The organism is Planococcus halocryophilus, from assembly GCF_001687585.2.
GTDB classification, from domain to species: domain Bacteria; phylum Bacillota; class Bacilli; order Bacillales_A; family Planococcaceae; genus Planococcus; species Planococcus halocryophilus.
Genome location: NZ_CP016537.2, coordinates 2,066,630 through 2,091,601, shown reverse-complemented (window position 1 = coordinate 2,091,601; position 24,972 = coordinate 2,066,630). Strand labels below are relative to the sequence as shown.

At 39.6% G+C, this 24,972-nt stretch carries 25 protein-coding genes; 22 read left to right on the top strand and 3 right to left on the bottom strand.

Going from position 1 to position 24,972, the window contains the following annotated elements; translation table 11 throughout:
* Window positions 1–6 precede the first annotated feature (6 nt).
* The 16 genes from BBI08_RS10540 (at window position 7) to BBI08_RS10460 (ending at window position 17,531) form a co-directional block, all read left to right on the top strand.
* Window positions 7–1,449 carry a distal tail protein Dit gene (locus tag BBI08_RS10540; RefSeq protein WP_008497855.1) on the top strand — a complete coding sequence of 481 codons (1,443 nt, stop codon included), beginning with the start codon at window positions 7–9 and terminating at the stop codon, window positions 1,447–1,449.
* Window positions 1,446–7,211 (top strand): phage tail spike protein, encoded by a 5,766-nt coding sequence (locus BBI08_RS10535; protein WP_065528075.1) that lies wholly within the window; start codon window positions 1,446–1,448, stop codon window positions 7,209–7,211. Before BBI08_RS10540 ends, BBI08_RS10535 begins: the two co-directional genes overlap by 4 nt.
* Before the next feature lie 15 nt (window positions 7,212–7,226).
* On the top strand, window positions 7,227–7,679 hold the full coding sequence (locus BBI08_RS10530) for a hypothetical protein (RefSeq protein WP_008497851.1): 453 nt from the start codon (window positions 7,227–7,229) through the stop codon (window positions 7,677–7,679).
* Complete coding sequence (locus BBI08_RS10525) at window positions 7,676–7,900, top strand: hypothetical protein (RefSeq protein ID WP_008497850.1); 225 nt, start codon at window positions 7,676–7,678, stop codon at window positions 7,898–7,900. Before BBI08_RS10530 ends, BBI08_RS10525 begins: the two co-directional genes overlap by 4 nt.
* A 55-nt stretch (window positions 7,901–7,955) precedes the next feature.
* Complete coding sequence (locus BBI08_RS10520) at window positions 7,956–8,210, top strand: hypothetical protein (protein WP_040850876.1); 255 nt, start codon at window positions 7,956–7,958, stop codon at window positions 8,208–8,210.
* 41 nt (window positions 8,211–8,251) lie between these two features.
* Window positions 8,252–8,686 carry a GNAT family N-acetyltransferase gene (locus BBI08_RS10515; RefSeq protein ID WP_205847833.1) on the top strand — a complete coding sequence of 145 codons (435 nt, stop codon included), beginning with the start codon at window positions 8,252–8,254 and terminating at the stop codon, window positions 8,684–8,686.
* A gap of 668 nt (window positions 8,687–9,354) precedes the next feature.
* Window positions 9,355–9,891, top strand: coding sequence for a phage holin family protein (locus tag BBI08_RS10510; RefSeq protein ID WP_169819302.1), 537 nt, complete (start codon window positions 9,355–9,357; stop codon window positions 9,889–9,891).
* Window positions 9,892–9,893: 2 nt separating this feature from the next.
* Window positions 9,894–10,184, top strand: coding sequence for a holin (locus BBI08_RS10505; protein ID WP_008497845.1), 291 nt, complete (start codon window positions 9,894–9,896; stop codon window positions 10,182–10,184).
* Window positions 10,165–11,025 (top strand): N-acetylmuramoyl-L-alanine amidase, encoded by an 861-nt coding sequence (locus tag BBI08_RS10500; RefSeq protein WP_065528073.1) that lies wholly within the window; start codon window positions 10,165–10,167, stop codon window positions 11,023–11,025. Before BBI08_RS10505 ends, BBI08_RS10500 begins: the two co-directional genes overlap by 20 nt.
* A 123-nt stretch (window positions 11,026–11,148) precedes the next feature.
* Complete coding sequence (locus BBI08_RS10495) at window positions 11,149–11,511, top strand: YolD-like family protein (protein WP_051041695.1); 363 nt, start codon at window positions 11,149–11,151, stop codon at window positions 11,509–11,511.
* A 300-nt stretch (window positions 11,512–11,811) separates the two neighbouring features.
* The gene (locus BBI08_RS10490; protein ID WP_169819301.1) at window positions 11,812–12,846 is read left to right on the top strand and encodes an Abi family protein; all 1,035 of its coding nucleotides are present in this window, start codon (window positions 11,812–11,814) and stop codon (window positions 12,844–12,846) included.
* Between the two features lie 428 nt (window positions 12,847–13,274).
* On the top strand, window positions 13,275–14,036 hold the full coding sequence (locus BBI08_RS10485; protein WP_040850873.1) for a hypothetical protein: 762 nt from the start codon (window positions 13,275–13,277) through the stop codon (window positions 14,034–14,036).
* A gap of 1,627 nt (window positions 14,037–15,663) precedes the next feature.
* The gene (locus BBI08_RS10475; protein ID WP_040850935.1) at window positions 15,664–15,870 is read left to right on the top strand and encodes a hypothetical protein; all 207 of its coding nucleotides are present in this window, start codon (window positions 15,664–15,666) and stop codon (window positions 15,868–15,870) included.
* Between the two features lie 110 nt (window positions 15,871–15,980).
* Window positions 15,981–16,430 (top strand): hypothetical protein, encoded by a 450-nt coding sequence (locus BBI08_RS10470; protein WP_008497836.1) that lies wholly within the window; start codon window positions 15,981–15,983, stop codon window positions 16,428–16,430.
* 69 nt (window positions 16,431–16,499) lie between these two features.
* Window positions 16,500–16,694: a hypothetical protein gene (locus BBI08_RS10465; protein WP_008497835.1), complete on the top strand. Its 195-nt coding sequence runs from the start codon at window positions 16,500–16,502 to the stop codon at window positions 16,692–16,694.
* Between the two features lie 102 nt (window positions 16,695–16,796).
* Entirely contained in the window at window positions 16,797–17,531 is a 735-nt protein-coding gene (locus BBI08_RS10460) for a class I SAM-dependent methyltransferase (RefSeq protein ID WP_008497834.1), read from the top strand.
* Between the two features lie 285 nt (window positions 17,532–17,816).
* On the opposite strand, the gene lexA is transcribed toward BBI08_RS10460, so the two are convergent.
* Complete coding sequence (gene lexA, locus BBI08_RS10455) at window positions 17,817–18,437, bottom strand: transcriptional repressor LexA (protein ID WP_008497833.1); 621 nt, start codon at window positions 18,435–18,437, stop codon at window positions 17,817–17,819.
* A 165-nt stretch (window positions 18,438–18,602) separates the two neighbouring features.
* On the opposite strand from lexA, the gene yneA reads away from it, so the two are divergent.
* The 6 genes from yneA (at window position 18,603) to BBI08_RS10425 (ending at window position 22,726) form a co-directional block, all read left to right on the top strand.
* Entirely contained in the window at window positions 18,603–18,920 is a 318-nt protein-coding gene (yneA, locus tag BBI08_RS10450) for a cell division suppressor protein YneA (protein WP_008497832.1), read from the top strand.
* A complete protein-coding gene (locus BBI08_RS10445) occupies window positions 18,917–19,570 on the top strand; it encodes a YneB family resolvase-like protein (RefSeq protein WP_008497831.1) in 654 nt (217 codons plus the stop codon). Before yneA ends, BBI08_RS10445 begins: the two co-directional genes overlap by 4 nt.
* 58 nt (window positions 19,571–19,628) lie before the next feature.
* The gene (locus tag BBI08_RS10440; RefSeq protein WP_008430945.1) at window positions 19,629–19,862 is read left to right on the top strand and encodes a DUF896 domain-containing protein; all 234 of its coding nucleotides are present in this window, start codon (window positions 19,629–19,631) and stop codon (window positions 19,860–19,862) included.
* An 87-nt stretch (window positions 19,863–19,949) separates the two neighbouring features.
* A complete protein-coding gene (gene tkt / locus BBI08_RS10435) occupies window positions 19,950–21,953 on the top strand; it encodes a transketolase (protein WP_008497830.1) in 2,004 nt (667 codons plus the stop codon).
* Between the two features lie 130 nt (window positions 21,954–22,083).
* Window positions 22,084–22,326 carry a YneF family protein gene (locus tag BBI08_RS10430; RefSeq protein WP_065528070.1) on the top strand — a complete coding sequence of 81 codons (243 nt, stop codon included), beginning with the start codon at window positions 22,084–22,086 and terminating at the stop codon, window positions 22,324–22,326.
* Between the two features lie 118 nt (window positions 22,327–22,444).
* The gene (locus BBI08_RS10425; RefSeq protein ID WP_065528069.1) at window positions 22,445–22,726 is read left to right on the top strand and encodes a hypothetical protein; all 282 of its coding nucleotides are present in this window, start codon (window positions 22,445–22,447) and stop codon (window positions 22,724–22,726) included.
* 276 nt (window positions 22,727–23,002) lie between these two features.
* On the opposite strand, the gene BBI08_RS10420 is transcribed toward BBI08_RS10425, so the two are convergent.
* The gene (locus BBI08_RS10420) at window positions 23,003–23,983 is read right to left on the bottom strand and encodes an alpha/beta hydrolase (RefSeq protein WP_065528068.1); all 981 of its coding nucleotides are present in this window, start codon (window positions 23,981–23,983) and stop codon (window positions 23,003–23,005) included.
* Window positions 23,984–23,995: 12 nt separating this feature from the next.
* Window positions 23,996–24,895 carry a hydroxymethylglutaryl-CoA lyase gene (locus BBI08_RS10415; RefSeq protein ID WP_065528067.1) on the bottom strand — a complete coding sequence of 300 codons (900 nt, stop codon included), beginning with the start codon at window positions 24,893–24,895 and terminating at the stop codon, window positions 23,996–23,998.
* Between the last annotated feature and the right edge of the window lie 77 nt (window positions 24,896–24,972).

The following is a 24,972-nucleotide window of genomic DNA, read 5'->3' as shown; positions in this document are numbered from 1 at the left end:
GTAATTTTGGAAGGTTTAGGATTAACTTTTGGCGAAAGAAGACCTCCATTTGATTTAAGGGTTATAGAAAAACAAATAGGGCGCATTGCGCCTATCAGAAGAAAGTCACTCGTTATTCCAGGTCGTCCAGGAGCGGTATCGAATGGCTATGATACTGACATAAGACTAATTAAAGTTGTCTTAGATTTTGAAGCTGAATCAAAAATAGAATGGCTCGAGAAACTTGAAGTGTTGGCAGCTTGGTTTATTCGTGAAGATCCGGAACCATTAATCTTTGAACAGGAACCAGGTCGGATGTACATGGCTGAGATGGATGGAGAAATTGAAACAAAAGAAATTGGAATCTATGGCCAAGTCACCATCAACTTTATTTGCAACGATCCATATGTTTACAAAGGGCAGTTTGCCACGAGTTTCGTTGAAGGGGTCGCTATTGTTCGAAATAACGGGAAGGTAGAGACTCCACCAATCTACGAAATCGAAGTTTTAGACAGCATTACGCACTTGGATATTTTTACGGATAAAAACTATTTGAGGTTTGGAGAACCGGCGCCGATTGAAAATGTGGTTTATCAACGCCAAACACTTATTCTAAATGACACGATGAAGTCTCTGAATAATTGGACCACTCCAACAGAAATCGATAATGGTTATATTGGCGGAACCATAGTTGCCACACAGGCGGGATTCGAAGCCACTTCATTCGGTGCAGCTATTCAACCTTTAAAGTGGCAAGGTCCGGCAAAACAGCGTTCTCTACCTGAGACAGTTCAAAATTTCCGTGCTGATATTCCAATTGAGTTATTAAATGTCACTAAGGAAACTGGAATGATTGAGATTTATTTTTTAGATGCATTAGGAAACACAATCGCAAAGATTGGCATGGAAGACGTGTGGCCAACTCTTAAAAAGAATCAAGGAAAGTTTCAACTTGGAAATGTCGATAAACGGAAAATAGAATACCACCGCCAAGCAGACTATGCTCCTGCCTGGAATGATTTTAAAGGAATGCTTCGCGTGCATCGTGACGGCAACTTATTTCGACCTTACTTTGCACAAATTCAACCAGACGGAAAGCATGTGTGGGTATCCCAACAATGGAGTTATCGAGATGAAGCCCTGCAATATATGGCTCCTATTGCTCAAGTGAAGGTTGCTATTCGCAAATGGCCCGGAACGAGTACAAGTCAGGCGAATATGAGAATCAAAGGCATTAAATTTTGGCGATACAACGACCCAGCAGAAGGGATTCCTTACATCGCAAACCAAGGTGACAAGTTCGTTATCGATACCGGAACAGGAATCGTCACGTTGAATGGGGAAGAACGCGACGATATGAAAGATTTCTTCAGTGATTTTTTTGATATCGAACCAGGAATGAACACCTTGCTTTTGCAACCCTTTGACAAATTATCCGGAAAAGTAATCATTCGGGAGCGATCGCGATGAAAATATTAGCCCTCAATCCGCAAACAGATATGTTGTTAGGTGAATTAAATAATCGAGGAAATAAAATATTTACTGAAGATAAGCATATTAAAGAAATCGATGGTGAAAATTCTTTTCAATTCATCACACCGATAGGAATTAAAGAAGCAAAGTTCTTTGATCAAAGAAGTCGAATCTTAATCCCGTCTGAAACTGGATCATTCGAAGAATTCATCGTCTTCCATACGAATGAATCAATGGATGACAAGAAGCAAGTTGTTTCTACAGCAGCTTACACTGAGATGGACAAAGAGTATGTCATTTCACCAGGCACTTATGTTGGGACTCTAGCGGAGTTAGCTAATGAGGCTTTGGAATTCACAACATATGACTTAGGTATTTATGAGAGCATACAAAGAAAAACCATCGTCGTAACAGAACACGTCGGAGTTTATACCTATCTTTCTCGAGTAGCTAAAGAGTTTGAATTAGAAATGCCAATCCGTACAGAAACTTCAGGGACACGCTTCACTGGTCGCTTTGTCGACTTTGTAAAACGAATCGGACCGGATTTAAAAAAGGAAGTTATCTATGGTCGGGATTTAACCGGTATTGACAAAACAGTATATAGTGATCGGATTGTCACTGAACTTTTGTGCATTGGTCCAGAGCGCGAAGATGGTAGTCGTTTGACTACGGTTGTGAGAGATGAGGATGCGTTCCAGCGGTGGAATCGCAATGGTAAACCGATTATCGGTATTTATATACCAGAATCCGCTGAGCAGGATATGACATTAGATCAACTACAACAATATGGGCGGACGGAGTTAAACAAACGAATTGCTTCGGTTGTTGAATATGTCATAACAGCAGCTTCTATGGAAAAAGCATTCCCAAATCAGAAAGTAGTACTTGGTTGTTCTTTACGAATCAAGAATCCTGAGTTCGATCCACCCTTATATGCAGAAGCAAGAGTTATTCGCGTAGAACGTTCAATCTATGATGAAACTCAGAAGATTTATCACATCGGCGAGGTCAAAACCTATTCAGAAGAGGATATCTACAAAACCTTCCGGCAACTGCAGAAACAATATAACTTAAGGGTTATTCGTTCTGCAGAAAAGCCTCCAGGCAGTGCGAACAAAATCTGGATCCAGATCACTCCAGACAGTTCATTAGAAATTCCTTACATTTGGAGCACCGAACTGAATGACTGGATAAAAATTGCCCCTTCGACTGCAGCTGAAATTGGCGCAGAGACGCCGCAAGGGGCACAGGATAAAGCAGATGAAGCGTTGCGATTGGCGCGAGAAGACATATCAGGGGTTCAAAATGCTTTGGATTCGTTGGAAGTGGGGATCAATACCACTTTTGCGGACGGCATTATCGAGGAAGCGGAAGCAAAGGCCATCGAGACGTATTTGAATACAATCGGCACAGAGAAAGTCAGCGTGGACAATCGCTACACCTCGATTTACAGTGATGTGCTTTTGACGGGAACCGTAAAATCAACACTAGCCGAAGCGAAAACCCTGTTCAACATCGCACATGCCGATTTGACCGGATCCATCCGGATGGCCATTTCAGATGGCCGGACCACTGCAACCGAGAAAGCAGATGTGGAAGTGAAGTTCACGGCTTACCGCACACGGCTGGCGACACTGGCCACGGCCTTTGAAACGGCCGGCAACGCAATCGCTTCAGCCAAAGCGGCAGTGGCCACGGAAGAGGCCAAAGATTATACCGATGATCAACTGAGCAGTTTTGTTCCATTTATTGAGTACACCAATAAGCTTGCTGAGCTGCAGTCCCAGATTGATGGATCGGTCATGACCTGGTTTGAATTCGGACAGCCAACCGCTCAGAATTATCCAGCTTTGGAGTGGACGACAGAGGAAATGCGGAATATCCATCTCGGAGACGTCTACTACGATAAAGACACCGGATTCGCGTATCGCTACACCATTGAACAGGGAGTCCATACATGGACGGACCTCAAGGACAGCGATGTGACGAAAGCGCTCCAAGATGCCGCAGAGGCAAAGGATACAGCCGATGGAAAACGACGCGTCTTTATTGCACCACCAATCCCCCCATACGATCCAGGTGATTTATGGACGCAAGGTGCAGGCGGGGATATTTTGCGTTGCGTAAAACAGAAAATCATTGGCCAAGTCTATGCAGCCAGTGACTGGCAAAAAGCCGCGAAATATACAGACGACACACGTGCGGTCCAAGCGGAAGAAAATGCCAAGAATCATGCAGACCAGCGGAGCACGGAGATTGCAGCAGAGATCAATCAGACCATCCAGCAAACCCGTATTAACCTGGAAACCGAACTCGCGGCCAAAGCAGGACTCAATTATGTCGATGGTCAATTCAATCTAGTTGATAGTGAATTGAACAGCATGCTCGGTAACATCAACTTAATCACCGGCGACGTTTCTGGAATTACTTCTCGAATCGATGGCCTGCAAGCCACTTCAAGTAATCTGCAGTCGCGTGTTGCCCTGAATGAAGATGCGCTATTAGCCAGCAATGGCCGCATGACGACGTTTGAAACCGATGTGAATGAGCTTGCGGGTACCATGTCGACCACAATCACGCAGCTGTCGAACATTGAGGGCACAATTACCAATCAGCAGGCGCAAATTGAGGCGAATGCCACGGCAATCACCTTGAAAGCGAGCCAAGCTTCGCTGGATACGCTGACTGGCGAAGTCAGCGACATCGGTGCGGAACTGAGTGTTCAGGCAGGGAAGATTACCTTAAAAGCGGAATCTTCTGCTTTGGCGACGGTGGACAGCAAAGTGACCGGTGTCCGGAACGACTTGGCGACGCTTGAGGTTGGTGTATCCGGTATATCCTCAAAAGTAACTTCTCTAGCAACCGAGATGAGTGAACTGGAAATTGGCGGGCGCAACTTAGCAACCAACAGCTCAAAGTTCACCAAAATAGATGGGTTTGGTACCTATACCGGAATTACGAGCGTTGTCTTAGATGAAGGATTGATCAAAGTGGTCGTGAATAGTAGCACGGGTCGCTTGTATTTGGTGGTGCCTCCCGGATTACCTTTTAAAGCAGGAGATCAATTTACAACATCCGTTGTCTACAAAACGGATTCTGTGGCGCCCAATAATTTGGGGGTCGGGGGCAAGTTTTTCAAACCGCCGGCCTCTGGGGAAACTGGAACTATGCCGACCGGTCGAGTTTCACAAACAGAAGATTTGGGTGATGGATGGCGAAAAGGCGTGGTCACTTTAACCATGCCAGTACGCGCGGATGTGGGGGAAACAATTCGTCTTTATGCCTACTTCAAAGATAGTACGGACACAACCGATGTGATCGTTTTTATCAAATCGGTAAAGATTGAACGCGGCAATAAAGCGACCGATTATACCCCTGCACCGGAAGAAGTAGACGTATCGATCAACAATGTGCAGCAGTATGCATCCAGTGTCAATCAGAAAGCCGACTCCATTAGTACCAATGTTTCAGCTCTAACCCAGACGGTTAGCGGTCATACGACTTCCATTTCAAATGCCCAAAGCAGTATTACGCAGCTTAGTAGCAGTGTTGCTTTGAAAGCTGAACAGACGCAAGTTAATACAATTGCTGGACAAATAACTTCTGTTAACAATCAGCTGGCTACTCTGAAAGTGGATGTTGGTGGCATCTCAACCCATGTCAGTTCCTTGCAAAGCGAATTGGGAGCTTTGGAAATAGGTGGAACTAACCGCTTACTTGATAGCGAAAGCCTTTTTGTTTCAGGTCTCGAGGGAGGCTACCGACTTGAGTACAGATCTCTCAATGTAGGGAAAAGCTACATGGATATTGAAGATGGTACAGACATCACCATTTCATTTGATGTGGAAATGGTCGTGGGAACCGCGAACCCACGCATGCAGGTTTATAACTCCAACAATCCTGGACCTAAGTACTTCACATCAAAAACGATAGCCTTTACAGGAGCCGTTGGGGATACCATAAAAGGCAGATTTAGTGTGGAAACTAAAATGTTCGATCGCGCAAATCCTACAAGAGCAGATAACTATTTAGAGTTTTACACGACTTATGATACCGGCAATTTCTTCAAAATCACAAAAATAAAAGTAGAAAGAGGCAATAAAACAACCGATTGGTCACCGGCACCAGAAGATGTGAATGCAGCAGTTGCGGCCGTGGGTTCCCGAGTTTCTTCCGCAGAGTCTTCTATCACGCAGCTGTCGAATTCAATATCGCTCAAGGCGGCCCAGACACAGGTGGATACGCTTGTAGGAAATGTCTCCAGTGTCAGCACTCAACTGGCATCGCTTGAAGTCAGTGTTTCCGGAATCAGCACGGTGGTTAGCTCCAAAGTATCTCAAGCAGAAATTGACGATTCAATCGCCATTGCGAAATCGGCAAAAGATACGCGGGATGCAAATGAAGAGCCGCAATTTTACTGGTCCAACTACAAACGCCAAACGGTGGAAGAGTTCAAAAGGAGAACGGTCTTAGGTGTGACGGGTACGGCAACTTATGGTTATCTGACCACTGAAGTTCCTTGGAGCGACAGCAGCGGTGGAGCCATCATTCAACGATTCTCCAGTACGGATGGAACGTTCGAGCGGAGAAGTATTTCAACCACAAGTTGGAGTCCTTGGATTCAAGTGGAAACCACAGCGGGTGCACAGGCAAAAGTGAATGGATTGAAGACGGCTGAAATAGATCCTCTCAAAACAAGGATGACCTCTTCCGAATCATCCATTACGCAGCTCTCGAATTCCATTGCGTTAAAAGCAAGCCAAAGCAGTATGGATAGCTTAACTGGAAGAATGAATTCTGCAGAATCTGCGTTGACTGTACAGGCCGGACAAATCTCATCAAAGGTGAGCACAACGGATTTTAACGGAAACAAGCTTGTTTCGCTAATCAATCAAACGGCCACAACTGTTGATATTGACGCCAGTCGAATTAACTTGATAGGAGCGGTTACGGTATTATCCGATATTACTGGTCAACTAGGAAATATCACCGCTGGAACGATTGATGGAGTTACATTCAAATCTGGCACAGGCACTTCTCGTAGTTTCACATTAGCTAGTGGCATGGCCGAATTTATAGAAAAGGATAGCCAAAGTGGAGTAGAAGTCCTCACGCGTACCACGTTGAACGATAATGCCTTAGCTATTACAAATAGTATTAGCGGAGAGGTTTACTACGCGATGCAGCTTCGTGCAGACAGTTTACTATTCGATACACAAGGTGGAATTGCGGAATATGCACACGACAGAATTTTACTTCATCGTGGGAAGGAATCAGAAATAGCGATGTACGCCAATACATTTGCAAGCTCAATTATTTCGACCAATACCCTGCAGTTAAGCGGGAAGGGGCAGACATTATCTATCGAAGATGAAACCTTGCGTTACAATGGCTCACCAATTGGTTTTTCAGGTTCTGATTTACTTTGGTCCGGTGGTGTCTTTATGCAGGCTTCCCAAAGTATTGCACCAAGCCGATCACTACCCGACTGTCCAAATGGCTGGCTATTAATTTGGGGAAGATATGTCAATGGAAGTGTTTCAAATAGTGACTGGAATTTCACCATGATTCCAAAGCGGTACGGTATATTAAATGGCGGATCTTGGCATATCCTGGGAGCTGCAAATGTAAACGATGCAGTCCCACCTGTCGCCTATAAATACTTGTATGCCACAAACACCACGATATCCGGGCACGACCGGAACAAGAGTGGAACAGAATCTGGGCAAGTTTTAAGATATGTTGTCGCTTATTAAAAAGGAGGAAATAAGATGCAAGTCAAAATCCAATATTCTCAGTTAGCTAATATCATAAATCTGTTGTCGGAAATGCCTTTGAAAGGGCTCAAATCGATTCATCGTACGCGGTTCCAGAACTTGTTGCAGGAGCGTCTAAACCAAGTCGCCGAAGAAGAGATGGCCATCATTAAAGAACATACCGGAACCGCTATGGTAAATGGGAAAGAGGAACCTAAGCGCAAAGAAAATGGTGAATTTGACATTGAAGATGTGGCTGCCTTCAAGCAGCAGCAGGAAGAGTATTTTAAAGAGCATTATGTAATTGATGATGGCGATTCGCTCGTGATGTTGCTGTCTTTGAAAAATGCAATTGATGACTATGAAGGCGAGCTGGCTGGAAAACAAGCTATTGCTTACGAGCATTTATATACTGCATTTGAACAGGTTGTCGAGCCAAAGACTATAGAAGGAGAGGATGATAAATGATGGAGAAGTTAAAAATCGCAGTCAGTAACATTCGTTTTACGGAACAGGAGGAGGAACCGATGGTACAGATTCATTTCAATACTATGGGTGGCCAAATCAATATTAATGGCCATGTGGTCGTTACACAAGCCGATTTTTTTACGAATAGTGGATCAACCGAAGCAATGACTGAAATGGTTCGTGTGGAATTAACGGAACTATTAACACCAATGCCTTCTTAAAAGGATTTCTCATTCTCCTTGTCGAATAACGATATTGGGGAAAGGGGAAATAGAGATGAATCTTAATTTTAAAGAAGGCATGACGTATCTTGATTGGCCAAAAAGACGAGCGATTGTTCACTACAGATCAGAGGGCGTCATGGTAGTCCGTCTGGTGTTCAATTTTCAAAAAGGGGTGCCAGATGAACTGGATGAGGCGCTAAAGTTTTTTATGCGCTTCAGAAGCCAAGAAGAGGAAGATGAATACTTGAAAGAAAAGCGAAAGGATGTCTGGGATAAGCTGTGTAAATCCAGAGAGAGATTAGTATGAGGCAGAATAATCTTTGTACAAAACTGCTAAATAAGATAAAAATGATGAAGTTGCAAATTTATAGTAGCAAAAGTGATTTTTATGAGATTGCTATGACAGAACATGGTGAACCTGTACTGTTAGGGATAGCGGAATCAGATGAAAATAGCCTTACTATTCAATTGTTATATACCGATACAACTAAATTTTATAGGTCCACTTTGTTAGGGAGTTTCGTTAATGATCAAATGGTAATTGGAGATATTAAGGTTTTGTATAAACCCAGCTATTCTCCAAAATTAACTAAACCATTCCGAAGAGGTTACGGGACTTTATTGATGAACCAAGCTTTAGAAATAGCTAAACAAAGGGGCATAAAAAAAGTCACTGGCAATATGGTTTCATTTGATGAGGAAGAGAGAAAGCGACAAATCAATTTCTATACTAAGTGTGGCTTTACGATTGACTCACAGAACCAATTATTAAAAATACTATGATGAGAAGTGTTTCTTAATAGAATATATTAATCAAAGAGTGGCCACCCGGGCGCTCTTTTTGTTTTGCTCAAATTAGAAATAAATCAAGTAGCATCGAGGGGAAACCTGCTATGTATAAGGAACAAGCGGTGCGGGAAGTGAATTGGAAAAGGCGCCCACTGATGCGGGCGCCTCTCTTTTTAGCACTTGTTCGGTTTTGTCATCCATCGGGAATCTTTCGGCGAACGATATAAAAACTTGCCTTGGTAGAAGATTTCCGACTTTGAGTTCACCTTGCATTTTGGACACAGGTAGTAGTGAAACGAGTAATCATCACGTTGTGAAACGTCATATAAAACCGGTGAGCAGTTAATACAGAAAAACATGCTTATCATTCCTTTGGTTTGGGATACCTTACGTTAACCCCTTCATGAGAAATTACAAGCTTTTTTTAGTTTGTTTAGCTAAGACCATTTCATTTGAATGTTTCGCTCCTGCCAGCTGTAGGATAAAACATTCAAATGAAATGGGGTGAGGCTATGCAGGAGATATATTTGTACCTTATCGGGTGTATTACGATTTGGTTATGGAACAGAAAGTAAGCGATGAGGAGTGCCCTACTGGCACTCTTTTTTTTATACAGAGAAAAGCTTAAAAGGGGGTTTGAGATATGAGGGAGGATGAGGGATATGCACAGATGGGAGGTTGCGGGGGTGAAGAGTTTCTTGGCAGCATTGACAAGTTTTGCGGTATATTTGGCGGGCTTGATCAATGAGGCAACCGTCGTATTATTATTTTTTATGTTTCTCGATATGATCACTGGGCTACTTCGCGCTTGGATGACCAAATCATTAAATAGCACACTTGGCATGGCTGGGCTCATAAAGAAATTCGCAGTATTCGTTGTATTGGCTATGACAGCCGGCATCGAATACTTTTTTATTCATATGGGTCAAGATACAAACGGCATCATCATTATGGGAGTTGCTAGTTTTTTTATTGTAAATGAGGGTCTTTCCATTTTAGAAAATTGTGCACAGATGGGTTTGCCAATTCCACCGATTCTATACAATGCATTGGATAAATTAAATAAGGATCCAGGGGGCAAAGAACAGAAATTACTTCGTGATCCCATGCTTGAAACGATTGATAAAGCTGTATTGATTAAAGAGATTCAGCAAGTTCAGCAAGAAAAAATTGTGCAAGACAATAAAAAGGAGGAATAAGAATGGCAGCAGTATTAATATTTGCAGGGATTCTTACGCCAATCATCACAGCATTAGTGGAAATGATTAAAAAGGCAATGAACATGCCCATCAACTTTATCCCAGTACTGGCTTTACTGGTCGGTCTATTAATTGGCTTTGCAGCACAACCATTCACCGATTTAGATTACGTCAATCGATTATGGGCAGGTGGTTTGGCAGGTCTTGCAGCTACTGGCCTTTTCGAATGCGTGAAGCAGCGTGAAGGACAACCGAAAGAGGGGGAATTTTTAAATGGCAAAATTATTGAATGACAAAGGGCACGGTTCAAATACCTATCCACCATCCAAAGGAATTGCGGCAGCTGGAGGTGTCCCGGCGATGGCCGAGCACTCGTTTAATGCAGCAGTCGGTGATGAAGTGGAACGCTTGTTGAAAGGGAAGTTGACAACTTATGGTGCTCAACCTTCTAACCGGGCAGACGTTTTACTTGCTAGTCGCATCGCTAATTATAATGCGCAGTACCGTTCAGATAAAAACTCAATTGGGATGTCGCATCACGGAAACGCCGGAGCCTCTTCTGTACGGGGCTTTGGTGTTTTTTATTGGCATACTTCAGCAAATGGGAAGAAGCTGGCTCAAATGGTACTGGCTGAATACAAAAAAGAATTCCCAGGCTATCCGATTTGGGGAACGGGCTTATTTCCATGCGTCCCTGGCACTTGGACCGACTTCTATTTGGTACGTGAAACGGTAGCACCTTTTGTATTGATCGAATGGGAGTTCTTCACGAACCATGCAGCACGGAAATTAATGTTGACATCCGATTACCGCATGCGTTGCGGTAAAGTGGCAGCGAAGGTGGCTTGCGATTGGTACGGCATTAAGTTCGACGATAGCAAACTAGTCGTTGCTACGAAACCGGTTGTGAAACCAGCTGCACCAAAACCCAATCCAGTTACAAAGCCAAAGGAGGGACATAAAGTGGACAAACCGACACCAGCATGGAAAGTTGAGTATGATCGTCAATCAACCCTCGCAAAAAAACTTGGCTTCACAGATGGAACTAAACCGACAGAAAACACTTCAAGAGAAGAGAGTGGCGTCATTGCAGCTAGAGTTTACGAAGCTGTATTAAATGAATTGAAGAAATAATATTAATCCTGTTGATCTGAAAATGGTTAGCAGGATTTTTTATTTGGCCAAACAGGATTGCACACTCAAATTCCATGGTAATATAAGAACATATGTTCTTATATTAGTGAGGAGTTGGTCAGAGTGAGAGTAAATAAACACTTGAAACAAATAGGGGGCATTAAGGACCGTGGGTTGATAAAGTGGCAGGGAATGATGCTGACCGAGCATGTGGATTTAATACGTGCTTGGTACGATGAGGATAAGTATGATGCAAAACCGGAATTGGATGAATATGACCTGCAACTGCTACAGAAAGAATTGATCTTGGCTGCACAGCGAAAATGTCAGGTGAAAATGGAGTCGTGGAAGGACAAAAAGTTTCATTATCACATCGGGATTATTCAAGAACTAAATGCACATCGAAATTTAATTGTCTATGAAGATCCTGCGGGAATGCACCGGTTGTCAATGAATGAATTGACAGCTCTTCAAATGATTGATTAATAGGCTCATTTTTGAAGTCAACTTAATGATATTTTCGGTTTTTAAAACCATTCATTTTCTGGTTTCATTTTAGCGTTAATTACTGTTTCATTATTAACATTGTTACAAGATGATACAAAATGACACACAAATTTGTTGACTCTTCAAGTTGAAGAGTTTATTATAAGGTTAACAAACCAAGTAGGCCATCGAATTTGGCTAGGAAAAACCTCTAACTCTGTTAGAGGTTTTTTTCTGCCATTTTTTTTCATTATAGAGTATGATAGAAGCTACACAAACATGCTGAAACGAGTTGAAGTTATGGATGATTTTAATGGAGACAAGCCTTTTATCCCTGTAAACTTGCAAGTTGAAAAGCTGATTTCGCGAGGATTGGTAGTAAGCGATTTAAGAAAAGCCGAAAAACAGCTTCTCCGAACTAGCTATTATGATTTGATAAACGGTTACAAAGATATGTTTCTTATGCCAAAAGAAAAAAAAACAGATGAAGACCAGTTTATAAGAGGGACTTCTTTTGAAGACATACGAGAATTATATGAATTCGACCGAAAATTACGTCAAAGTATTTTAGAAATGACTTTAGATATCGAGTGTGCTTTTTATTCGAGTATGGCTTACAGTATGGCGTTGGTCTACGGTGAGAAGCAGGAAGATTATCTCGATATAAAAAATTATAAATGGGGAAGAAAGCAAACAAACGGAAGAACTGAACGTGAGAACTTATTTAAGCGAATTAATAGGAAAGTTGGTAATCCGGAAATACAACCGTTGCTCTATTATAAGGAAACCTATAATAATATTCCGCCTTGGATTTTAGTAAAGGATTTGACTTTCGGCGAGTTAGTTATTATGTATAAGTTATCAAAAGATAGTGTGAAAACAGAAGTCATTAAAAATATTATTGGAAAGAATCCGACAGAGCAAGACAAAGAGTTCTTCTTTAAAGTTATGGAATTGTTTAATAAATTCCGGAACTGGGCAGCCCATGGTGGAAGAATGTACAATCATTACACTAATATCGAACTTCCATATTTAGAGGAGTTACATACTATCTTTGGGTTAACTAAGTTGGATCATAATAGAGGTAATGGAAGGAATGACTTTGCAGCCTTTCTTATTGGAATTATATATTTCTTCATAGATAATCCACGTGGGACCTTTGAGTTTTTTGTGAACATTCAACAAGCAGTTGAAAGACATATTAAGACTAAGCCTCCTTTGTTCGAAGGAGTATTAGGAGCTCTGGGAGTACCTATTGATTTTTATACAATAGCCTTGGAAGAAATGTTTAATTTTCATAAAGAAGCAATGATGGCAGCGAACAATGAAAAATAAAAAGAAGAGATATTTAAAATAAGTAGAGAGAATTGATACGCGCTTTGGTATTCATTTTCTAATTAAACAATCTTAAAAAAAGTGGTCAAAGCTGTTGACCACTCAATGACCACGATAATTATACAAACTGATACATTACTTATAGAAGAAACTCGTTTTTTACTTCTTGAGATAAAGTGGTCGAAAGTCAGTCGTGGTATGTGATATTTGCTCATAAATGGGTAGCATATAAGAACGTAAAATACGGTCTGTAGGAGAAAGTCGAACACTTCTAATTGGAATTTTAAGAATAGTTTAACTACCTAGTTTAAGTAGTATAATAGTCTATGCTAGAATCAATTATTAAATAACAGACTTGTTATAAACGTACGTTATTAATCATTGTGAGAAACTCTTTTAGCAACTTGTAAGCTTTAGAGAGGATGTATATGATGAGTAAAAATCGAGAGTCTCAGAATGATACTGAACAAAGGTGCTTAGATTTTGTGAAAAATGAGATGAAGGAAAAAGATTGTTTTGGATTATCTAAAGAACATTTCACTGAATTGAAAAAATGGTTAAATAATTCTGAGCCTAATTCTAATAATAATAATTTTCCCGATTTTGTTTTCGGCAGCGGCTTCATAGAACACTTTGCAGTCACTTCCTCATTAGTGGATAAAAAAGGTGCAAAACAGACAAGGGAATCATATGTTTTCAAAAAAAAGAGTGAAACTAATTTCTTGAAACATCTCGATAGTAGTGAAGAAGAGATACTGGTAAGTCATTCGTTTGGTCGCAATTTTGAAAAACACACACATTTAAATATTGTAAACTCAATAAAAAAAAGTTGGATTAAGCATATAGAAAGTTACGATAAAAATACTTCCGAATTTACACATAGGATTTTCCTAATTGAGTATACAGATATTATTTTGCAAACTGCGGTTTCTAGGAGAAATGAGCCTACAGAAGTTTTTGATACATATAGAATAAGCGTTGATGAGCATCTATTAGATTGGATATATACATACAAAGAAAAAATTGATTATTTAATTCTTGTTAATCTTCTCTCACCCTCTATTGAGGTAATAAGAATAAATCACATTCCGGATCTTATAAAGGAAATTCCGGAAATTGGGTGTGCGCCTGTCATAGGAATAGAATCTCATAAATTTATGGGATTTAAAATTAAAGAAGAAAATATTTAATAGCACTCTAAAAAATAAGAAAACGAGCCCATTGCTCGACTGCTGAATGAACGTGCATAAACTGAAGAGATTATTCCACCAAGGCTTAAAACATGTAATCAAATCAAAAAATTTAGTAACTTAAAATACATTTGGACACACTTTAGGCATACTACTCAAAAAGAACATAATAAAAGGCTGTTGTACCAAGATTTCAAGGAGTGTTATAAAAAATGATTCCTACTGGGCTCGAATCAGCTACCTTTATCCTGATTAAGTACTTGCACACGTCATAAAAAGATTACACAAATTTATGGAGTATAGGTTCGACTACTATATATAGTAGGAACTCGTTTAGTCGTATATTTTTTTGCCCAATAAGCATTTTATAACTTGCCCAACTTTTGCCCAACTGTCCAACTACAAATAAACACAAATAAACAGAATAGATTTATAGGAACATTGATTTATCAACACTTCGTCACACGCAAATACACATAAAAACACCAGGTATATAATCCGCACATCTGTACACCCATGGGAACGCGAGCAATACTTGAAAATGTATTAATAGGAAAACCGTTGGAGCTTATAGCTCCAACGGTTTTTTTTGTTTTATGGGAAGACCACCTGTGTAACTATACTTGTATGCCTCTTTGGAAAAGAAGGATATTAGCAGCAATAACCATTCCTAGAAAAATGAAAAAGGTTATGGGAAAGCGAAAAGTATCGCAATTGGCTTTCAATAGACAATAAAGAGCTGCGATAATAAGTTCCGAGTGCAAATATATATCGTATAAGTTATGTGGCAAAGATAGTAAAATATGCATTTTTTCAAAAAAAATAACCAGTTATAAGGAGAAATATGAATGGCATATCCAGTGTTGAATTCAGGTAGGGACAATTTTAGTGTTTTTATCAATAGTTATAGTGTGTGAAGTTTCGCTTTTTGCAAAACTAGTTCTTTTCTTTATCGGGATGTTGATTGCTTTTTTGTTTATTAATTCTCTTCTTACAAAAGAATCTATTAGTAAACAAGCAAAAATAGCTTTATACAGTCCATTGGCTGTTATTGCTTTCTTTTATTTCATGGCCTTTTTTTAGCAGAATCTGTTTCCATTGCAAGTTTTTTTCGGATGATTCCCTTTCTGTGGGTTATGCTCTTTTTGTATTCACATTTTTTTGGTATTTTCTTTATGTTTTACAGATCTCACTATTTATCCATTTCTTAATTGAGCACTTTTCTTTACCGTTTTATGTTTCAGTCTTTTTTTATGTGGCATTTGGACTTGCTTGGTTCCCTGTGGCTACTTACCTCCCAGTGATTAGCTTATTCGTTTATTTTTTCATTGAAGAAAATATGCGTTGGCGATTACCCAAAAAAGAGATACGTCAATAAATTTGGCCATTATTTTTTTGATACTCAAAAATTTTAAAGTTCACTATAGAAATATATATAAATGATAAAAAAATGTCTTTTTACGATAACAATCTATTTATTTGTTATCCATTTTTGTATTAGAATATATTAGAAAGGTTTAAAGTCCTTGTTTTATGGTTATACTATAGAGTAGCCTACAAATTTAATAACTCGTACTGAATTTTCCTTTGTTTGTACAAAAGGAGGATTTTGTGGGAGGGGATTAAATTGAGGAAGATTCAAGGGCTTTCAAAGTTAGTAAGTTATTTGGAGTCAGTAGGTTACCCAATGACTGCTGAAGAGATTACAGATTTGATGTTAAAAAGAAAGATACCGCATCGCAAAGCTTACCAAGATATCATTATATTTAATTTAGAACATATTGATTGGTGGATTGCTGAGCAGCGGAAACAACAATCAAACGAGTATACGTAATGACAGAGAGCCTCGAATTCCTTTTTAATGGGATTTGAGGCTTTTTTGGAAACTTTATACACTTTGGCATATTTCCTGTTATAATAATAAAAAAAAAGGGGAGATTGACGATGCGCTTTTTAAAGATAATCATCATTTTTTTGATATTCTTTTCATTTGCCGGTATTGGCGTATATGTCATCGGACCTGATTTGTCGGCAGAACGTTTTGTTTTAGAGACAACTGAAAAATTAAAAGACAGTGGTCAAATGGAAAAAGTAGTGGAGTATGTAGAGAATGATCCACAAACGATTAACTACATAGAAGCAGTTCAAGTATCAGAGCAACAAGAGCAAGCGCATACTACTAATAAGAACTTGCCCTTTGAAACGCCAGAAGATGCCGCTCAAACATTGGTTGAAAAAGTAGGGATAAAAAATTTGATTAAAATGAAGTCCGAAGTGGGAGATGGAACAATGTCTCCCGAGGAAGTTATCAAAAAATTAGAAGAAGATTTGAATGAAGAAGAGCTGTTGGCGCTGAAACTCATTATCCTTAAAGAATTCTCCAAACAGCAATAGAATCTTAACTATGTTAGACTGATTCAGAAAGAAAAGATGTAACGTTATTAGATTAGAGGAGGCCATAACATGAAGATGTTTCGAGTAGAATTTAATTTTGATAAAGAAAACACATTCATTCATCATGTTCAAGCTGCGGATAAAGAATCGGCATTGAGTCAAATTCCGTCGAATGGTACTTACGAAGTTTCAGACAAAGAAACAGGGAATATTTTCCGTATTACAATTAACTTAGTTAATTATATAAGAGTCAGCGAGTTGTAGAAGAGTTTTTCTATTGTGAGCTGCCCAAAAGGTGTTGCTCAAGCAGCATCTTTTTTTGCGCCAAAAAGTAATAAGAATTCAAACAATGAGGGGGGAATCGTATTGGAATTTAAAGGTTCAAGTGCTTATGAAGAAACGGATTTTTTATCGAATTATTTACAAAGAAGAAATCGAGTGGATAGCCCGAATAATAGTATTGAAAAACCCGTGATGTATGATTTATTAGGTAATATTCAAGGTCAACGTATATTAGATTTGGGTTGTGGAGATGCACAGTTTGGAAAAGAGTTATTGCAGCTAGGCGCTCTTTACTACCATGGGGTAGAAGGGGCTGAACAAATGAGCAAATTGGCGTCTCAAAATTTACATGGCTTTCAAGGTAAGATCACAAAGTCCACGATGGAAGCATACGATTTCCCACAAGAAGACATAGATATTGTTACTTCCCGCTTGGCAATTCACTATTTGACAGATGTGGAGGAATTATTCCGCAAAATTCACGATAATTTAAAGGGGGATGGGAAGTTTGTCTTTAGTGTTCAACATCCTTTAACAACTTCTTCTTTTGAAAGCAAAAAGACAGGTGAAAGAAGAGGGAATTGGATTGTTGATGACTACTTTGAAGAAGGCGAACGACATGAGCCGTGGATAGATAAAATAGTAGTTAAGCATCATCGTACGATTGAAAGCTACTTTGCCTCTTTAACGAAGGTAGGATTTACAATTACCGGACTTCGCGAAGGAATGCCGAGACGTCAAGATTTCCAAGACATAGAAGAATATGAACGAAGAAAAAGAATACCAGTCATTTTAGCATTTAGTTGTAGTAAGCAATAAAACATCTTGTTTACATAATAATAATATTAGGGATAATGGACGGAAGTTCATTTTATAGCTTAAACAAAAGAAGCGTTGGAATAAGTTTATCCAACGCTTCTTTTGTTTATTAATCGATGTATGTTTCATGAAGACGTGTACGTGGGATAGGTTAGCCACAAGGATCTGGAGAGAACCATCCTTAAAGCGATTAGAGCAACCTGGTTACACCAAAAAACTGTAGACAAACTCAAACGACTCGAGTTTGTCTACAGTTTAATCAAAAATTTAGATTAATGCTTTTCTTTAATGAATTTGACGATAAACACCAACAACTTTACCTAAAATAGAAACTTGATCAACAATGATTGGGTCCATTGAAGAGTTTTCTGGCTGCAAGCGGAAATAGTTTTCTTCACGGAAAAAACGTTTAACTGTTGCTTCGTCTTCTGCTGTCATAGCCACAACAATATCGCCGTTATTGGCTGTTTGTTGTTGCTTTACTATCACATAATCTCCGTTTAAAATTCCAGCTTCAATCATACTTTCTCCCATGATTTCAAGCATGAAAATATGATCATCTTCCGTACCATAGCTTTGAGGTAGCGGGAAATACTCTTCAACATTTTCAATGGCTGTAATTGGCATACCTGCTGTTACTTTACCGATTAACGGAACATGCAATACCGGGCTTTTATCAATTAATGCGTCTTCGGTGCTGATCACTTCAATTGCTCTAGGTTTTGTAGGATCACGGCGGATAAGGCCTTTGCTTTCAAGGCGTGCCAAGTGACCGTGAACGGTCGAACTAGATGCTAGGCCAACTGCTTCTCCAATTTCACGAACGGAAGGTGGATAGCCTTTTAGGCGGACTTCTTCTTTTATGAATGTCAGTATATCTTCTTGACGTTTAGATACTTTTTTCAACCGTTTCACCTCATTTGAGTAGTTCTACTAGATTTCTACCAATAGTATACCAACTTGGGTAATGAAATGCAAACATAGGTTCGAATTTTATCGTTGACAAAAACACCTGTTCGCATTATTATGAGAACATACATTCCGAACACTTATTCTCAGGAGGCGATTTAGATGACAATCATCCGACAAAATTCTTACCTAATCTTATTCTTTGCTTTAATTATGGTATTTACTTTTTACGTAATTTTGACCCATAATACAAATAGTGTACAAACAAGCCAAGTAAAAATAGAAAAAGGGGATACGCTCTGGACATTAGCTGAATCTTTCAGCGGTTCGACTCCCCATCATGAATGGATTGAGGAAATTATGAAAGAAAATAATCTTTCTACCGCAAAAATTATCGCAGGGCAATCTCTTAAGATACCCAGTGAACAACTAAATTTTTTACCAGATGAAACAAGAACATTTGCAGGTGATTCTGAATGAAGAAAAATGCATTTATTTATTGCCGTGTCAGTACAACGAAAGACACGCAAGAATCTTCACTAGAAAGACAAGAAGAAGAATTGATGAAGTTTGCATTTCAGCAATCTTATAAAGTAGATGGTGTGTTCACTGATCAACATAGTGGGTACGAAATGGACCGGGATGGATTATTGGAAATGCTCAACAGCATTAAAACTGAAAAAGTAGAAGCAGTGTTTATACAAGATGAAACACGCTTAGGTAGAGGACACGCACGTATAGCACTTTTACATGTGATGAAAAAGTACGATGTGAAAGTTTATACATTATCAGATCAAGGACCAATTGCATTAAACGATATGGACGACATGGTTCTAGAAATACTAGCGATTGTCGAAGAATATCAGCGTAAAATACATAATGCCAAAATAAAACGTGGCATGAAACGCGCTGTAGACAATGGCTACAAACCAGAAAAGAATTTAAAAGGCAAAGGAAATCCTGATGGACGGGAACGCCTAGATTTACCTATTGATCAAATTGTGAGCTTAAAGACCAACGGCTTAACGTTTAGTGAAATTGCTGTAACGCTTCAAGGCTTCGGCTATCAGGCAAGCAAAGCTACAGTGCATCGCCGGTTCAAAGAATACGAAAGACTTATGGAAGACTAAACCATTGCAGAAACCCGACTTTTTTTGTACGATATGAAAAGAAGAAAGGTGGATGTGTATGTTATCACCAGACAAATTAAACCGCATTAATCAATTGTCACGTAAGTCGAAAACAGAAGGTTTGTCAAAAGAAGAGGCAAAAGAACAATCTGCTTTGCGCCAAGAGTATTTGCAAACTTTCCGCAAGACAATGCGCGGTACAATTGAAAACGTAAAAGTAATTGACCCTGAAGGAAACGATGTAACACCTGAAAAGGTCAAAAATATTCGAGAGAATAAGTATTTGAATTAAATACTTATTCTCTTTTTCATTGTATTCTTTCCTATAGTTGACTAAACTATAATAGGATTAAATTTTTGTTTGAGAGAGGATGTTACTATGTCAACCCACGCAGATCAACTTGCAGTAACAACAATTCGTACGCTTTCCATCGATGCTATTGAAAAAGCAAATTCTGGTCATCCAGGATTGCCAATGGGCGCAGCTCCAATGGCGTATACATTGTGGACGAAACACATGAACCATAACCCGAAAAATCCGGATTGGTTTAACCGTGACCGTTTTGTGTTATCGGCAGGACATGGTTCCATGCTTTTATATAGCTTGCTTCACTTGAGCGGTTATGGCTTGGAAATGGATGAAATTAAAAACTTCCGTCAATGGGATTCAAAAACACCGGGTCACCCGGAATTTGGTCACACTGTAGGCGTTGAAGCAACAACCGGACCACTTGGCCAAGGAATTGGTATGGCAGTTGGTATGGCTATGGCTGAACGTCACTTATCAGCTACATACAATAAAGAAGGCATGAACATCGTCGATCACAACACATTCGCTTTATGCGGAGATGGTGATTTGATGGAAGGTGTTGCGGGAGAAGCAATCTCTCTTGCAGGTCATTTGAAATTAAATAAATTAGTAGTACTTTACGATAGCAATGACATTTCATTGGATGGACCGCTGGGCAAAAGTTTTTCTGAAAACGTTCAAAAACGTTTTGAGTCATACGGCTGGAACTACTTGCGCGTAGATGATGGCAACGAAATGGATGATTTATCTGAAAAAATTGCACAAGCGAAGAAGTCTTCAGACAAACCAACATTAATCGAAGTTAAAACAGTAATTGGTTACGGTTCTCCAAACAAATCTGGTAAAGCAGATTCACACGGAGCACCACTTGGTGAAGCTGAAATGAAGTTAACAAAAGAAAATTACGAGTGGACATTTGAAGAATCTTTCTACGTACCAGAAGAAGTTTATGAAACTTTTGAACAAGCTACTCAAGAATTGGGAGCAAAAGCTGAATCTGAATGGAACGAATTGTACGCTCAATACGAATCAGCACACCCAGAACTAGCTGGGCAATTGCAAATGGCTATTCGTGGGGAACTCCCAGAAAACTTTGATGCGGAATTCCCAACATACGAAGCTGGTAAAAAACAAGCAACGCGTGCTTCTTCTGGAGATATGATCAATGCAATCGCTAAAACAGTTCCTTCATTCTTCGGCGGTAGTGCTGACCTTGCTGGATCTAACAAAACTAACATCAAGGGTGGAGGCGACTTTGACGCTGAACATCCTGAAGGCCGTAACATTTGGTTTGGTGTTCGTGAATTCGCGATGGGTTCTGCATTAAACGGTATGGCACTTCACGGCGGACTTCATGTCTTTGGTGGAACGTTCTTCGTCTTCAGTGACTATGTTCGCCCAGCAATTCGTTTAGCTGCTTTAATGGGGCTTCCTGTAACATACGTATTCACACATGACAGTGTAGCTGTTGGGGAAGATGGTCCAACTCATGAGCCAGTGGAACATTTAGCTTCTCTTCGTGCAATGCCAAACTTGAGCGTTGTCCGCCCAGCAGATGCAAACGAAACAAAAGCAGCGTGGCGTTTAGCATTAACAGCTAAAACAACACCGACTCTTTTAGTTTTATCTCGTCAAGATTTACCGATCTTGGAAAACAGCGGAGAATTAGCTGAAGCTGGCGTTGAAAAAGGCGCTTATGTGGTATCACCTGTTGAAAACCCACAAGCATTGTTATTAGCGACTGGATCTGAAGTTGGTTTAGCTGTTGCAGCACAAAAGCAATTAGCTGAAGAAGGCATCAACGTATCTGTTGTTTCAATGCCGTCTTGGGATCGTTTCGAAAAACAAGACAAAGAATACAAGCAATCTGTTATTCCGAAAACTGTTAAAAAACGTCTAGCGATTGAAGTAGGTACTTCATTCGGATGGGATCGTTATACAGGTGACGAAGGCGATATTCTAGCGATCGATCGTTTTGGCGCAAGTGCACCAGGCGAACGCATTATGGATGAGCTTGGATTTACTGTTGAAAACGTAGCAAACAAAGTGAAAAACTTAATTAACGAACAGTAAAATGAGGAATGGGAGCAGTTATGGCTCCCATTTTTTTATTATTTTTCTACTTATGGTCACAATACTTTTTTTATAGTATAATCCATTGTGGTGCACTACTTATTTACGCAACACGAAGGAGGTAACAAGAATGGATACATGGATCTGGATCGTAATCGTTATCGTGGCTTTACTCGCAGGTGTTGCACTAGGATTCTATATCGCTCGTCGATATATGATGAAATATTTGCAAGATAACCCACCAATCAATGAAGAAATGCTGCGAATCATGATGATGCAAATGGGACAAAAACCGTCTCAGAAAAAAATCAATCAAATGATGTCTCAAATGAATAAAGCATCAACTAAACCAGAAAAAAAAGTTAAAAAATAAAAAGTACTCTCCGGAGTGCTTTTTTTATTTTGTCGTAATTTGCAATTAGATTTAACGATATCGGGTATTGTGGCAATAAGTCCCCATGTTCGCGTTAAAACTAAAGGAGGAATGCAAAATGGCAGAAAATGAAGAGTTAAAGTTTTATTTGCCTGTTATTGAAGAAGATAAAAAAGAAGCTGGGAAATTTCATTTAGAAAACGATAGTATCAAAAAGGCTTTTCCAGTTTCTTTAGATAAGATTCAAGAATTGGTACAAGATATGACGGATTACAATTTGGATACAATCGAACTTCATGTTACAGGAATTGTTAAAAGTGGACCAATTACTGAATTATTTATTGGTATAGAGGGACAGGCTGGTATGAAGTTAGTTTTAAACCGAAACAAAAAAACATAAAAAAAGCACTCCGTGGAGTGCTTCAGCTTGTAGACAAAAGAGATATTGGGATGAACTTGATCCAATTCCTCTTTCCTTATATACACATCTTCGTAGTCTTAGATATGCTTATTAAAAGGCATTCGCGATGGCGCGTCTACGGGGTAGACGAAGCAAGAAGACAGGTGGTTTTCCTGGCTTCTTGTGGGAGTCATCCTCAAAGCGACTAGCGCGGTTTTATGCCTTGACACACAGTGTAAAGGGGCTTTGTCTACAGCATCAACTACTCAGTTTTAATTATATTTTATGTGATGACAAAGTATTTAAAGGCGATACAAGAATATCCTCCAGCTTAGGTGTTAAAAGTCCGAATTTCATTAAAAATTCAGCGACGGTTTCTTCGTATTCTTCTGGGTTTTTATTGAACGACTGTGCATGTGCACCTTCTGAAAACAGCTTTAATTCTTTTGGGCCTTGTTTTAAGGCAAATAGTTCTTCACTCATTTTAGGTAAAACAAAATCATCATTGATGCTGTGTATAAAAAGTACGGGATTCTTAATGTTTTTTACGGTTTCTCGTGGTGATACCGTAGCGATTGAATAACCATCACGCATTTTCATAAAAAGACTTGCGAGTCTTAATGCTAAAGTCGTGCGTAAGGGCGTCGTTGTTCGCATGACATGAAGAATTTGTTCGGATATATCGGAATATGCACAATCGGAAATATAGAAATCTGCGGTATCTTCCATACCGCCGTATAAAAGAGTGGTCGCAGCGCCCATTGATTCACCGTGTATACCGAAAAACAAATCGGGGCCAACGTGCAGCTGGAGTGCTTTTACAACCGCTTTTAAATCCAATTTTTCAAAATGACCAAAACTGGTTGTTTTTCCACCGGAATCGCCGTGTCTCCGGTGATCATAAACAACCGAGTTAAATCCTAAATGCTCGAACATCCGAGCAAACCGAAAGGAGTTAACCTTTGATTCGGTCACACCATGACAAATGATGACGTAACGATTGGTATCATGAGGTTCTAAGAAAATAGCTTTAATCGGATAACCGTTTTCTGATTCAATCCACTGTTCGCTTTTTGGCACGTTTGCGTACCATACTTCGTCATAGCGTTTCGCCGTGATTTCTCTTTCCAAAATTAATTGATCATCTTTTTTCTTTACATACATAATCCGATTACTGGCGATGATTCCTACGACAGTTGCAGATGCTGTTAAAACACTAGAAACAATTGCTGAAGTCCAGATTAATCCTTTCTTCATCGCGTTAGCTCCTTAAAGTCGATTTTTGTATAACGTGTACATGCCGGTTGTAACCGGATTTGTCACATACGGTTCTATTTTTTCGATAGCTGTACAAAGAAGGTCTATATCAATGCCCGTTTGGATATCCATCCGGTGAAGCATATTAACAACATCTTCCGTCGCCACATTGCCTGTTGCTCCCGGAGCAAAAGGACAACCGCCTAAACCACCTGCAGAGGTATCAAAACGGGTAACGCCTGCTTGCAAGGCTGAAACGATATTAGCTAAAGCCATTCTTCGTGTATCGTGAAAATGAGCGGTCATCAGCACTTCTGGAAATTCATTAATGAGTTTTGTAAATAAGTCATAACTTTCTTTTGGACTAGCCATCCCAATGGTGTCTGCCACACTCAATTCGTCGATACCCCAATCGACAAATTCACGACAAAGATCAATTGTCGCTTCAGGCGAAATAGCGCCTTCAAAAGGACAGTAAAATGCCGTAGAAATGCAAGCGCGAACAAAAACATTTTGTTTTTTCAAATCAAGAACAAGCGGCTTTAAGGCGGCCATACTTTCTTGTGTCGTTTTATTAATATTTTTTTGATTGAATGTATTAGAAACGCCTACAAAAACAGCAAGTGATTGTGCGCCGGATTCTAGAGCGGCATTAATGCCACGCTCGTTTGGCGTTAAGACAAACTGGCGACCCATCTTTTCTGTGCCGGCAACGATATCTTTAGAATCTGCCATTTGAGGTACCCATTTTGGAGAAACAAATGAAGTTAGCTCCATTTCTTGGAATCCTGCTTTTTGTAAAGCGCTAATAAATTGAAGTTTATCCTCTGTTTGAACAAGTTTCCCTTCGTTTTGAAGACCATCTCGTGGCCCAACCTCGATAATCGTTGCATTTTTTGGTAAACTGAACATAGTATCCCCCTACTATCCATTGTATAGAGGAGTGGGATGAAAGAGCAACTAGCAAACAATCATTCAAGGGGGAAAAT